Annotated in this window: 7 protein-coding genes; 5 read left to right on the top strand and 2 right to left on the bottom strand. The window is 73.3% G+C overall.

The window, feature by feature from the left end:
- Window positions 1-444 precede the first annotated feature (444 nt).
- Window positions 445-978, top strand: a complete 534-nt coding sequence (locus AB0G15_RS13375; protein WP_362838451.1) for a hypothetical protein — start codon at window positions 445-447, stop codon at window positions 976-978.
- A 113-nt stretch (window positions 979-1091) separates the two neighbouring features.
- On the opposite strand, the gene AB0G15_RS13370 is transcribed toward AB0G15_RS13375, so the two are convergent.
- Entirely contained in the window at window positions 1092-3737 is a 2646-nt protein-coding gene (locus tag AB0G15_RS13370; protein ID WP_362838449.1) for a bifunctional GNAT family N-acetyltransferase/acetate--CoA ligase family protein, read from the bottom strand.
- Between the two features lie 184 nt (window positions 3738-3921).
- Here AB0G15_RS13370 and AB0G15_RS13365 point away from each other — a divergent pair, with 184 nt between their 5' ends.
- Window positions 3922-4815 (top strand): sugar kinase, encoded by an 894-nt coding sequence (locus tag AB0G15_RS13365; RefSeq protein ID WP_362838447.1) that lies wholly within the window; start codon window positions 3922-3924, stop codon window positions 4813-4815.
- A gap of 96 nt (window positions 4816-4911) precedes the next feature.
- Window positions 4912-7737, top strand: coding sequence for an ABC transporter substrate-binding protein (locus AB0G15_RS13360; RefSeq protein ID WP_362838445.1), 2826 nt, complete (start codon window positions 4912-4914; stop codon window positions 7735-7737).
- A gap of 38 nt (window positions 7738-7775) precedes the next feature.
- Here the strand turns inward: AB0G15_RS13360 and AB0G15_RS13355 are convergent, their stop codons facing one another.
- On the bottom strand, window positions 7776-9845 hold the full coding sequence (locus AB0G15_RS13355; RefSeq protein WP_362838528.1) for a RecQ family ATP-dependent DNA helicase: 2070 nt from the start codon (window positions 9843-9845) through the stop codon (window positions 7776-7778).
- A gap of 355 nt (window positions 9846-10200) precedes the next feature.
- Here AB0G15_RS13355 and AB0G15_RS13350 point away from each other — a divergent pair, with 355 nt between their 5' ends.
- Both AB0G15_RS13350 and AB0G15_RS13345 read left to right on the top strand, forming a co-directional pair.
- Entirely contained in the window at window positions 10201-10815 is a 615-nt protein-coding gene (locus AB0G15_RS13350) for a GNAT family N-acetyltransferase (protein WP_362838443.1), read from the top strand.
- A gap of 227 nt (window positions 10816-11042) precedes the next feature.
- A complete protein-coding gene (locus AB0G15_RS13345) occupies window positions 11043-13538 on the top strand; it encodes a DNA topoisomerase IV subunit A (RefSeq protein ID WP_362681979.1) in 2496 nt (831 codons plus the stop codon).
- The last annotated feature ends 278 nt before the right edge of the window (window positions 13539-13816 follow it).

Genomic DNA, 13816 nt, shown 5'->3' with positions numbered 1-13816 from the left:
GCGCGAGCTTCGGCCCGCGGTGCAAATCGTGATGCGGCCCGCCGCCGGCTTCTCCGGCCGGAAAAGCGTCGCCGGAGCGATCCGGGAACCGCCGGGAGCCCGTTCCCGCCCGCGGCTTTACCCTCCGATCGGTTTGGCGCGATCCCGTCGGGGTTATCGGGAGCGATAGCGGTGGCGTGCGCGTACGTCCGGGGAGCGGTAACGGGCGATTCTCCGCATTCTCCGCCTTGTTCTACATATCTGGGAATGCTTTTCACCGCACCGAAATCGGAAACGGTGAATTCCTACCGGAATCGGGGGCGAGAGAATATGTCCGGTGAAGGTCCGGATTCAGCGAGGCGGGCCGGAGGGGCCGGAGGGGCCGGAGGGACACGGCCGGATTCGCCACAACGGGCCCGGCCCGCGTGGCGGACCGGCCTCTCCCGCCTCGTGGCGGCCGTCCCGGTGACCGTCGTGACGGCCGCCATGACGGCCGCGGCGGCGACCGCCGTGGGCCCGCCCACCTCGGCGGACCTCCCCGGCGACCTGATCCTCACCACGGTTCACGACGGCCCGTTCGAGGCGGGCGGCACGGGCACGTTCTCCATCGACGTCACCGCGGCCCCCGGCTCCGCCGGGATCACCCGTCCGACCGAGGTCGCCTACCACTTCCCCTCCGGCCTGACCCCGGTGAGCGCCTCGGGCACGGGCTGGAGGTGCCGGATCACGGCCGGGATCGTCGGCTGCGGCACGCGCGGCCTGGTCGCCCCTGGGTTCCAGCTTCCCCGGATCACGGTCGGCGTGGCCGTGTCGCGGAACGCCTCGGGGACGCTGACCGCGTCCGGCAGAGCCGTCCACGCCGTCCGGGCCGGCATGGACGTGGTCGATCCCAGCGCGGCGACAGGCACGAGCACGGAAACCGCGATGGAGACCGGTCCCGCGCCCGCCACCGTCGCCAGCACGGTCCAGGTCGTCCCCGCGCCCCGGCGGACGGGATAGGAGGTCTCGCTCGGACCATCGCTCGCACCATCGGGCGGACCATCGCTCGGACCATCGGGCGGGCCGGAACCGGATCAACGGCACACCCGGACCGGCGATCCGCACGGGACCGCCTAGCCGAGGCGCCGGGGACCGCCGTCGGGGCGCGGGCCCTCGTGGCTGCGGAGCACGGCTCGGGCGCCCAGCACGATCACCCCGGACTCCCCCACCAGCACCGGGTCGAGGGTAAGCCGCGCCACCTCGGGGAGGTCGTCCGCCAGCCGCCCGAGCCGGATCAGCAGCTCCTCCAGGGCCTCGACGGCGACCGGCGGGTAGCCGTACTCGCCGAGGAGGAGGGGCGCGGCACGCGGCGACCTCACCAGCGCCGCGGCGTCCTCGCGGGTCAGCGGGGCCAGCCGGTACGCCTCGTCGCGCAGCAGCCTCGCGGTGATCTCGCCGAGCCCGAAGGAGACCACCGCGCCGAAGGCCGGGTCGTCCATCACCCCGGCCACCGTCGGCACCGCGGGCTGGGGGGCCATGCGCTGCACCGCGAGCACGGCCTCCGGTTCGAGCTGGCGCGTCAGGTCGGCGTAGGCGTCGCGCACCCCGTCGGGCCCGGACAGCCCCAGCCGCACGGTCCCGGCGCGCATGGCCGCCTCGGGGCCCGCCGCCTTCAGCACGACCGGCCAGCCGAGCCTCGACGCCGCCTCGACGGCCTCCTCCGGCGACCCCACCGTCTCCGACGGCCAGACCTCCACCCCGTAATGGGCGAGCAGCTGCGAGGCGTCGATCTCGGCCGGGGCGTCCCCGAGCGTCGCGAGCACAAGGTCGCGCGCGGCGCCGGTGTCGACGCCCTCGATCTCCTCGGGCAGTCCCGCGGGCCGCTCCAGCCAGCGCGCGTGCCGCACGACGTGGGCGAGCGCGCGGACCGCCTCCTCGGGCGCCGCGTACGAGGGGATGGAGCCCCGCCCGGGTACGGCGCCGACCCGCAGCTCGTCGAGCATGCCGATCCTGCCCTCGAAGGAGGCCAGCACCGGCTTGCCGCAGTCGCGGGAGGCGCGCAGCAGCTCGGCGGCGACCTCCGCGCCGTCGCCGGGAAGGGGCGGCATGTAGATCGCGACCACGGCGTCCACGTCCGGGATCACCGAGGTCAGGGCCGCGCCGAACTCCTGCGCGCAGGCCCGCGCGCCGAGGTTGACCGGCGGGCTCGGCTCCAGGCCCACCCGCACGCAGGCGTCGGCCGCGAGGAGCGCCATCGCGTCGGAGTTGCTGACCAGCCCGACCCTGGACCCGGCCGGCAGCGGCTGGTAGGCCAGCAGCTGCGCCACGTCGAACTGCTGGATCAGGTCGTCGACCCTGATCACCCCCGCCTGCTCGAACAGCGCGCTGAGCGCGGTGTCGGGCAGGCCGAGCACGGGCGCGGCGTGGCCGGTGGGCACGTCCTGGGTGGTGCCGCCGCTCTTGACGACCACGATCGGCTTGCGGCGCGAGATGCGCCGCGCGAGACGGGCGAACTTGCGGGGGTTTCCCAGCGACTCCAGGTAGAGCAGGATCACGTCGGTCCGCGGGTCCTCCTCCCAGTACTGGAGCAGGTCGTTGCCCGACACGTCGGCGCGGTTGCCCGCCGAGACGAACGAGGAGATGCCCATGCCGCGCTGGGCCACCCGCTGCAGCAGCGCGGTGCCCAGGGCGCCCGACTGGCTGAAGAAGCCGACCCGGCCGAGCCCCGGGAGGGTCGCGGCGAGGGTGGCGTTCAGCCGTACCGCGGGGTCGGTGTTGGCGATGCCGAGGCAGTTGGGGCCGACGACCCGCAGACCGTACGCGCGGGCGATGCGCGCCAGCTCGTCCTGCCTGGCCCGGCCCTCGGGGCCGGTCTCGCCGAACCCGGAGGAGACCACGATCAGTCCGCGCACGCCCTTCTCCGCGCACTCCTTGACCACCTCGATCACCCCGTCGGCGGGTACGGCGAGCACGGCGAGGTCCACCTCGCCGTCGATGGCCGTCACGCTCGGGTAGGCCCGCACCCCCGCGAGGGAGCGCGCCTCGCGGTGCACGGGGTAGACAGGGCCGGCGAAGTCGGCGCCGAGCAGGTTGCGCAGCACGGTCTGGCCGACGCCGCCCGGCTCGCGGCCCGCTCCCACGACCGCCACCGAACCCGGGGAGAGCAGCCGTTCGATGGAACGGGACTCGGCGCGGTGCTCGCGGGCGGTGGTCACCTCCTGGGCGGTCTCGGTCGGGGTGAGGTCGAGGGTCATCCTGACCACGCCGTCGGCGAAGCGGCTCTGCGCGGTGTAGCCGACCTGCTTGAGCACCGCCATCATCTTCTGGTTGGCGGGCAGGACGTCGGCGACGAAACGCGCGATCCCCTGCTCCCTGGCGGTGGCGGCCAGGTGCTCGAGGAGCACCGAGGCGACCCCCCGGCCCTGGTGGGCGTCCTCGACGAGGAAGGCGACCTCGGCCTCGCCGGGCTCGATCCGGTCGTAGCGGATGACCGCCACCATCTCGGTGCCGATCGTGGCGATCAACGCCACCCGGCTCTCGTAGTCGACGTTGGTGAACCAGGTGATCTCCCGCTCCGACAGCCGCGGCCGGGGACCGAAGAAGCGGAAGTAGATCGACTCGTCGGACAGCCGGCCGTAGAAGGAACGCAACCGGTCGGCGTCGGCGGGCCGAATCGGGCGTACGTGAGCGGTGCCGCCGTCCGACAGGACGACGTCCGCCTCCCAGTGAGCGGGATACTGAGCAGCCTCCACAGTCCCGAGAGTAGACGCGAATCTCATATGGCAGACCACCCGGACGGATTCACGCAACGCTTGTGCATCGACTGTGGTCCGGTGTCCGGTCAAGACCCCATACGCTGGCCGGAAGCTGTTAAGTTTTTCGCGGTTAGAGGCACGACCAGAGGTATGGCTTGAAGCATGTCTAGAGGCACGTCGGCATCGAAGGCAGCAAGGTGGTGACATCATGACGCGGGTGGTCGTGGTGGGCGATCTCATGACCGACGCGGTCGCGCGGGCTCGCTACCCGCTGGCCAGGGCCAGCGACACACCGGCGATCGTCACCATGCACGGCGGTGGTTCGGGTGCCAACATCGCCTCCTGGCTCGCCGTCGAGGGCACCGAGGTCGCCTTCATCGGCCGGCGCGGCGCCGACATCACGGGCCGTAACCGCGACATGGAGCTGATGGGCTACGGCGTCGACGCCCGCCTCGTCATGGATCCCGAGCGCCCGACCGGCACCTGCGTGGTGCTCGTCACCCACAAGGGCGAGCGCACCATGCTGTCCGACCCCGGCGCGAACGCGGCCCTGTCCCCCGAGGACCTGCCCCGCGACCTGTTCTCCCAGGGCGGGCACCTGCACCTGTCCGGCTACACCCTGATCAACGAGGGCTCCCGCGACGCCGGCATGGCCGCCCTGGAGATGGCCCGCCGCGCGGGGATGTCCGTCTCGGTCGACTGCTCCTCCTCCGCCCCCCTGGAGCGCACCGGCGCCGAGCCGTTCCTGGAGTGGACGCAGAGCGCCAAGCTGCTGTTCGCCAACGCCGACCAGGCCAAGGTCCTCACCGGCCGCGACGACCCCGCCGCCGCCGCCAAGGTCCTCACCGCCTGGTTCCCCCAGGTCGTCGTGAAGCTCCGCGACGAGGGCGCGCTCTGGTACGCCAACAACCGCCCCGACCCGATCAAGGTTCCCGCCGAGTCCGTGGAGCGCGTGGTCGACGGCACCGGTGCCGGTGACGCCTTCACCGCCGGCTTCCTGCCCGCCTGGCTCGGCGGCAAGCCCCCGGCCGAGGCCCTCGCCTCCGGCTGCCACCTGGCCTCCCGGGCCATCTCGCACCTGGGCGCCCGCCCCCGCCTCTGACTCGTCCGCACGAGGCGCGTTCCAGGATTTTCCGCTCCAGCCGGAGATCCAATACTGTGGCCGGACCACGTTCGCGGCGACCCCCTGGAGTGACGCATGCCGGAGCCCCGCCCCCTGCGGCCGGGTGACCCGGAGCTGATCGGCCCGCACCGGCTGGTCGGATTCCTCGGCGAGGGCGGCCAGGGCGTGGTCTACCTGGCGCGCACCCCCGAGGGAGAACGCGTCGCGCTCAAGGTGCTGCACGCCAGGCTCTCCGACGACGCGCACGCCAAGCGGCGCTTCCAGCGGGAGGCCGACGCCGCCCGGCGGGTCGCCCCGTTCTGCACCGCCCGGGTGCTGCAGGCCGACGCCACCGGCGACCGGCCGTACATCCTGAGCGAGTACGTCGACGGCGAGTCGCTGCAGCAGGTGGTGTCCAGGGATGGTCCGCGCGATGAGTACGCGCTGGTCAGGCTGGCCGTCGCCACCGCCACCGCGCTGGCCGCGATCCACCGTGCCGGGATCGTGCACCGCGACCTCAAGCCCAGCAACGTCCTGCTCGGCCCCGACGGCCCCCGCGTCATCGACTTCGGCATCGCCAGAGCCCTGGACGCCGCGTACAGCCTGACCACGGACCTGGTCGGCACGCCCGCCTACATGGCGCCCGAGCAGTTCCACGAGCAGGAGGTCGGACCGGCGGGCGACGTGTTCGCCTGGGCCGGGACCATGGTGTTCGCGGCGACCGGGCAGCCGCCGTTCGGGCTGGGCAACCTGGCCGTGGTGATGCGCCGCATCCTCATCGCGGAACCGGACCTGTCCGGCGTGCCGGAGTCGCTGCGCCCGCTGCTGGGCGCGGCCCTCACCAAGGATCCCCGCTCCCGGCCCGGCTCTGCCGACGTGCTGGACATGCTGCTGAACGCGGCCGGCGGTCCCGCGCCGGTCTCCGGAACGTTCCCGCCCCCCGCGTCTCCCCCGCCGCCCCGCGCGCCGGAAACGGCCCGGCCCTCCGCCGCGTTCCCGGCGCCGGATCCTCCCCCGCCAGGCCGCGCGCCGGTCCCGGCCCGGCCCTCCGTCCCGTCAGGGGCGCCGTCAGGGGCGCCGTCTCCCGCGACGCCTTCCACCGGGTTCTCCTCGCCGTCACCCGGCCCGCTCGCCCCGCTCGCCCGGCTCGCCGGCGCGGCGGGACACCGTAGGATCCTGCTCGCCGCCTCGGCCCTGGCGGCCGCCTGCGTGCTGGGCGTCGTCACCTGGCTGGTCCTGCCGTCCGGTGAGCCCGACGCCGTCTCGCGGGTGACGCCGAAGCCGGCCCCGACCGGCTTCGACGCGGCCTCGGCCTCGGTCGTCAACCCCTCGGCACGCAGGGGCGGGACGATGCGGTTCGGCGCCGGGTTCGTCGCCGACTCCTTCGACCCGGGCAACACCTACTACCCCTCGCTGTGGAACGTCGCGCGGCTCTACGGACGCTCGCTGACGATGTACCGGCCCGCTCCCGGCGCAGGGAGCCGGGAACTCGTGGGCGACCTGGCGGAGGGCCCCGGCGTGCCCAGCGACGGGGGCAGGACGTGGACGTACCGGCTCAGGGAGGGCCTGAAGTACGAGAACGGCACGCCGATCGTCGCCGCGGACGTCAAGCACGCCGTGCTGCGCGCGATCGGCAAGGACACGCTCAGCCGGGGCCCGTACCACTTCGAGGAGCTGCTGAACCTGCCCTCGGGCTACCGGGGCTACTTCGCGTCGCCGAAGGCCGACACCGACGGGGCGATCCGGACACCGGACGACCGGACCGTCGTGTTCCACCTCAGAAAGCCCCACGGGGCGTTCGACCACGTCGCCCAGGTCCCCCAGACCATGCCGGTCCCCGAGGCGAAGGACACCGGCGCGGCGTACGAGAAGCACGTGCTCTCCTCGGGCCCCTACATGTTCGAGAGCGCGGAGCGGGGCAAGCGGCTCGTCCTGGTCCGCAACCCGCACTGGTCGCCGGCGACCGACCCGAACCGCCGGGCGCTCCCCGACCGCTACGAGATCACCTTCGACATGGACCAGGGCGCCGTCGACAAGGGCCTCGTCTCCGGCGACCTCGACCTGGACCTCGACTCGGGCGCGAGCGCGAGCCTGCCCGAGCGGATCGCGGCCGATCCCGCGCTCAGGGCGCGGGCCGACGCGCCCACGATCGGCTGGCTGCGGTACGTCGCGATCAACCCGCAGGTGCTGCCCTTCGACAACGTGGCCTGCCGCAGGGCCGTGTTCGCCGCGGCGGACCGGGAGGCCCTGCGCGACGCCTACGGCCGCGGCCTGCGCGCGGGCACGATCGCCACCGGGCTGCTCCCCCCGACCATCTCCGGGCACCGCCCGCTGAACCTGTACCAGACCGGCAAGGGTGACGTGGCCGCGGCTCGCGGGCAGCTGGCCGCGTGCGGGCGGCCCGGCGGCTTCGCGGCCACGATCGTCTTCCGGGCCGGGCAGCCCGCCGAGCGGAAGGCCGCCGAGGCCCTGAAGGCCGCCCTGGGACGTGTCGGGATCCGGCTCACGCTCAGGGGCATGTCCCAGGCCGAGCACACGGCCCAGCACGGCGGCAGCCCCTCCTATCTGAGGAAGGAGAAGATCGGCCTGTCCATCCGGGCCTGGACCGCCGACTGGCCGGAGGGCGCCAGCTACCTGCCGTACCTGGCCGACAGCCGGGAGATCCTGGAGGACGGCCTGTCGTTCAACGTGAGCGTGCGCCTGCCCGAGGCCGACCACCTCATCGACCAGGCCGGCGCCGAGCTCGACGCCGGCCGGCGCGAGGAGCTGTGGGCGCGGGTCGACCGCACGGTCATGGAACAGGCCCTCGTGCTGCCCGTCCAGTGGGACACCCGGGTCCTGCTCCGCGGCAAGCGCCTGACGAACGTGCACGTCAGCCATGCCTTCTCCGACTACGACTACGTCGACCTCGGCCTTTCCTGAGAGCCGCGCCCACCCGGTGATCGTTTCCGGTCAAAGCACTAACTGGTGACCGCGAGGGCGAGGGGCAACACCGCGGGGGCGCCGGCGTGGCGGAGCATGGCGGCTCCCAGCGTCATCGTCCAGCCGGTGTCGACCAGGTCGTCGACGAGCAGGACCGGGCCCCCGGCCCCGGCGACGGCCGGGCCCAGGGCGGCGGGCATGGCGAGGGTGCCCCTGATCGCCTGGACCCGCTGCGCGCTGTTGAACTGCCGTCCGGGCGGGCCCGACCGGTAACCGAGGTCGCCCAGGTAGGACAGGCGCCCCACCTGGGCCAGCCGCTCGGCGAGGCTGCGGACGAGCTGGGGGCGGCTGCCCGAGGGCACCGCGACGACGCCCACCGGACGCTGGGCCCACTCCCAGGACGACAACACCTTGATCACGGCGGCGAAGACGTCGTCGGGGACCGGCCCGTCGGCGGCGCCGTCGGCGAGCAGGCCGCGCAGGCGGTTGCCCCAGCCGATGTCGGTGAGCCTGCCCAGCGCCCGGCCGGGCTCGGCGCCCAGCTCCGGCCTGATCCGGCCCTTGAGGTCGGCCAGCCCGGTCGGCCACTGCTTGCGCGCCTCGACGTCCACGCCGGGCCGCTGGAGCCGGTCGGCGGCCGAGCGTACGGCCTGCTCGTCCACCTCGGGCGAGCGGTGGACGCCGGTGCAGTTGTCACAGCGGCCGCAGGGCGAGGCGGTGTCGTCGTCGAGGCGGCGGCGCAGGAACTCCTCTCGGCAGCCGGTGGTGTCGAGGTATTCGAGCATGGCCCGCTGCTCGGCCTCGCGCTCGGCGGCGACCCTGGCGTAGCGCGGGGCGTCGTAGCCCCAGGGCTCGCCGGTGGACTCCCAGCCGCCCTTGACCCGGCGCACCGCGCCGTCGACGTCGAGGACCTTCAGCATGGTCTCCAGGCGGCTGCGGCTGAGGTCCACCCGGTTCTCCAGGGCTGCCGTGGACATCACGCCGCCCTCCTCCAGCGCGGCCAGCACGGAGCGCACGACGGGCTCGGGAGGAAAGGCGAGCGAGGCGAAGTAGGCCCAGATGTCGCGGTCCTCCGCGCCGGGCAGCAGGATCACCTCGGCCCGCTCCACCCCTCGGCCCGCGCGGCCGACCTGCTGGTAGTAGGCCACCGGGGACTGGGGCGCGCCGACGTGCACCACGAAGCCGAGGTCGGGCTTGTCGTAGCCCATGCCGAGGGCGGAGGTCGCGACCAGTGCCTTGATCTTGTTGTCGAGCAGTGCCTGCTCGGCGGCGAGCCGCTCGGCCTGCTCGGTCTGCCCGGAGTAGGCGATCACCTCGTGGCCCTGCTCGCGCAGGTAGGCGGCGATCTCCTGGGCGGCGGCCACGGTGAGCGTGTAGACGATGCCGGAGCCGGGGAGCTCGTGCAGCGTGCGGGCGAGCCAGGCCAGGCGCTGCTCGGCGCCGCGCAGGCGCACGACCCCGAGGTGGAGGCTGTCGCGCTCCAGCGCGCCGCGCAGCACGAGCGTCTCCTCGCCCATCTGCTCCGCGACGTCGCGGGTGACCCTGGCGTTGGCCGTGGCGGTGGTCGCGAGGATCGGCACGCCCTCGGTGAGCTCCTCGAACAGCGTGCGCAGCCGCCGGTAGTCGGGGCGGAAGTCGTGGCCCCAGTCGGAGATGCAGTGCGCCTCGTCGACCACGATCAGGCCCGCGCTCTCGGCCAGCTCGGGCAGCACGTGGTCGCGGAAGTCGGGGTTGTTGAGCCGCTCGGGGCTGACGAGCAGCACGTCGACCTCGCCCTCGGCGACCTGGTTGTAGACCTGCTCCCACTCCTCGGGGTTGGCCGAGTTGACCGTGACCGCGGTGATCCCGGCGCGCTCGGCGGCGGCGATCTGGTTGCGCATCAGGGCCAGCAGCGGCGACACGATGACGGTCGGCCCCTCGCCCAGCTCGCGCAGGAGCGCGGTGGCGATGAAGTAGACCGCCGACTTGCCCCAGCCGGTGCGCTGCACCACGAGCACCCGGCGCCGGTCCATGACCAGCGCCTTGATCGCCGCCCACTGGTCCTCGCGCAGCCGGGCGTGCTCCCCGGCGAGCGCCCGCAGCCGCTTCTCGGCCTCTTCGCGCAGCATCAGCTCTTCGCTCACCCGGTCATTGGTACCAGGTCTCGCCGACTGTTTTCCCCCGGTACGGCACACACGGGCGGCACATGCCGTACCCGAGAGGGGAACGGGACCCGGCGAGGGCCGTACCGGGCGGGAGCCGGGAGGAGTGATCGGCGGGCCTCCGGGCGCCAGGAGGGCGCCCGGGGGACGGGCGGGGGCGGGCGGGGGCACGGAAGGTGCGCGAGGGGTGCCCGGGGGTGCGCGGCGGGACTCCGTGAGGCGCCGCCGGGGGGCCGCGGCCCGTTCCACCGGCGCCACCGGACCCACGGTGCCGGGAGCTGGGGACCTGACGGGCTCCGAGCCGTGATTTGATGCATCCACTATGGACGTCACCACCTGGTACCTCGAACAGACCTCACGCTCGGACCTGTTGCCCGCCAAGCCGCCGTCGGTCGAGGTCGACGTCGTGCGCGCCGAGCTGCCCTCGCCCGAGTTCAACCGGTTCCTCCTCACGGCCGTCGGCGGAGACTGGCACTGGACCAACAAGCTGCCGTGGACCTGGAACGAGTGGGCGGACTGGCTGGCCGGCGGCGTGGAGACCTGGGTGGCCTACCACCGCGGCACCCCCGCGGGCTACGTCGAGCTCGTCCCCCAGGACGGCGGGACCGTCGAGATCGCCTCCTTCGGTCTCCTGGCGTGGGCGATCGGCAAGGGCATCGGCGGTCACCTCCTGGAGATCGGCGCTGCCAGGGCCTGGGACCTGGCCGACCGGCAGCCGGAGCGGGAGGTGACCCGGCGGGTGTGGCTGCACACCTGCTCCCTCGACAGCCCGGTGGCGCTCGCCAACTACAAGGCGCGCGGCTTCAGGGTCTACGACACCAGGGTGAACGTGCCCGGCGACGAGTACGAGGGTGAGACCCCCGGCCCCTGGCCGGGAGCGGGCCCCAGGACCCGGGGCCTCCCCGGCACATCGGCCGCCCCCGGCACGACGCCGTAACGGCGGCAGCACCCGCGGGCAGGCCGGGGAAGACCCGGAAGTGTCGGATGGGCTGGGTATGGTATCGAGTCTCGGTATGATGCCCGGTCGCCCCCGTCACCGGCCTCCCACCGGACATCCCGGCCAAGGCTCCCCGGGGAGCCGGCGCCAACGGTTGGACCACGAAGACAGAAGGAGGATGCGCCTCCCCCCGGCCTGACGGCCGGGGCGCGCGCGCAGGAAATCAGATGGCTCGACGGACGACCACACCCCCGACCGACGAGGGCTTCGAGGAGCGGATCGTCGACATCGACGTTTCCACCGAGATGCGCACCAGCTTCCTCGAATACGCATATTCGGTGATCTATCAGCGTGCGCTGCCGGACGCCAGGGACGGCCTCAAGCCGGTCCAGCGCCGCATCCTCTACTCGATGAGCGAGATGGGCCTGCGGCCCGACCGGGGCCACGTCAAGTCGTCGCGCGTCGTCGGCGACGTGATGGGCAAGCTCCACCCGCACGGCGACACCGCCATCTACGACGCGCTGGTCCGCATGGCCCAGCCGTTCTCGATGCGCCTGCCGCTCATCGACGGGCACGGCAACTTCGGCTCCCCCGACGACCTGCCCGCCGCGATGCGCTACACCGAGGCCCGGCTGGCCTCGGCGGCGATGGCCGTGGTCCAGTCGATCGACGAGGACACGGTCGACTTCAAGCCCAACTACGACGGCCAGGAGACCGAGCCCACGGTCATGCCGTCGGCCTTCCCCAACCTGCTGGTCAACGGGGCGACCGGCATCGCGGTCGGGATGGCCACCAACATGGCGCCGCACAACCTCGTCGAGGTCGTCGCCGCGGCCCGCCATCTGATCAAGAAGCCCGACGCGACGCTCGACGACCTGATGCGGTTCGTCCCCGGCCCCGACCTGCCCACCGGCGGCACGATCATCGGCCTCGACGGCATCCGCGACGCGTACGCCAAGGGCCGGGGCACCTTCCGGATGCGCGCCAAGTGCGCCGTCGAGCAGGTCAGCCCCCGCCGCAAGGGCATCGTCGTCACCGAGCTGCCCTTCAACGTCGGCCCCGAGCGCGTGGTCACCAAGATCAGGGAGCTGGTCACCGCCAAGAAGCTCCAGGGCATCTCCGACCTCAAGGACCTCAGCGACCGGCACAAGGGCCTGAGCCTGGTCATCGAGATCAAGAACGGCTTCATCCCCGAGGCCGTGCTGGAGGAGCTCTACCGGCTCACGCCGATGGAGGAGACCTTCGGCATCAACAACGTCGCCCTGGTCGACGGCGAGCCGCGCACGCTGGGCCTGCGCGAGCTGCTCCAGGTCTACGTCGACCACCGCATCGACGTGGTCCGCCGCCGCTCCCTGTACCGCAGGCGCAGGCGCGAGGAGCGGCTGCACCTCGTCGAGGGCCTCATCGTCGCCCTGCTCAACATCGACGAGGTCATCCAGGTCATCCGCTCCTCCGACAACTCCGCCCAGGCCCGCGAGCGCCTGACGGAGGTCTTCGAGCTGTCGGAGACCCAGGCCAACTACATCCTCGACACCCCGCTGCGCCGCCTGACCCGCTACGACAAGCTGGAGCTCGACCGCGAGAGCCAGACCCTGCGCGACGAGATCGCCGAGCTGACCGCGATCCTGTCCTCCGACGACAGGCTCCGCAAGGTCGTCTCCGACGAGCTCGCCCAGGTCTCCAAGACCTTCGGCACCCCGCGCCGCACGGTGCTGCTGGAGTCCTCGGGGGTCACGAGGAACGTCTCGGTCCCCCTGGAGGTGGCCGACGACCCCTGCCTGGTGCTGTTCTCCTCCACCGGCCTGCTGGCCCGCACCTTCGACGCCTCGCCGCTGGCCGGCGACGGTGACCGCTCGTCCCACGACGTGCTGGTCTCCGCCGTGCGGAGCACGGTCAGGGGCGAGGTGGGCGTGGTCACCAACCAGGGGCGGATGATCCGGGTCCAGGTGGTCGACCTGCCCACGCTGCCCCGCTCGGCCAACCCGCCGTCGCTGTCCGGCGGCCACCCGGTCGCGGAGTACGTCACCTTCAACCCGGGCGAGACGGTCGTCGGCATCGGCTCGCTCGATCCCGACGGGCCCGGCCTGGCGCTGGGCACGGCGCAGGGGGTGGTCAAGCGGGTCGTTCCCGACTACCCGGCCAACCGCGACGACTTCGAGGTGATCACCCTCAAGGACGGCGACACGGTGGTGGGCGCGGTGGAGCTGGAGAGCGAGGACCACGATCTCGTCTTCATCACCTCCGAGGCCCAGCTGCTGCGCTACTCCGCCTCCGTCGTCCGCCCGCAGGGCCGTCCCGCGGGCGGCATGGCCGGTGTACGGCTGGACGGCGACGCCGTGGTGATCTGGTTCGGCGCGGTCGATCCGGCCCGCGAGTCGCAGGTCGTGACCATCGCCGGTTCCTCGACGGCACTGCCAGGCACCCAGATCGGCGGCGCCAAGATCTCCGACTTCGCCGAATACCCGCCGAAGGGCCGGGGCACCGGCGGGGTCCGCGTCCAGCGGTTCCTCAAGGGCGAGGACGTCCTGCTGCTCGCCTGGGCGGGTCCCGGACCGGCCCGCGCGGTCTCGGCCGTCGGCAAGCCCGTGCCTCTGCCCGAGGAGCTGGGCCGCCGCGACGGCTCCGGCGTACGGCTCACCCACACCGTGTCGGCCGTGGGCGGCGCCCTCGGCGCCGGAGGCGGCGAGGAGGGCTCAGCGGCGGCTCCCGCCCCCGAGGAGTGACCACCCGACCGCGACAGGGCTCCGGAGGCCCCGCCAGGACGGCGAAGGCTCCCGGGGCCCTGCGCGGCGAACCCTCGTGGGCTCCGAGATCACGGAAGGCGGCCGGCGGGCCGCGGGGGCCTTCGCGGGGCTTCCGGCCGTGAGGCCCCGGTGCCCGCGGAGCGGCACACACGGGAACGGCCGGCCGCCCGCCCGCGACGCCGGGAGCGCGCCGGACGCCCGGATCGACCTGGAGGCCCGGAGATCACTCAGCCGGACGCCCGGATCGGCCCGGAGGC

It is taken from the genome of Streptosporangium sp. NPDC023825, assembly GCF_040639575.1.
GTDB lineage: Bacteria > Actinomycetota > Actinomycetes > Streptosporangiales > Streptosporangiaceae > Streptosporangium.
Note: the sequence above shows the minus strand (reverse complement) of the source record. Positions and strands in the feature narration are given on the sequence as shown.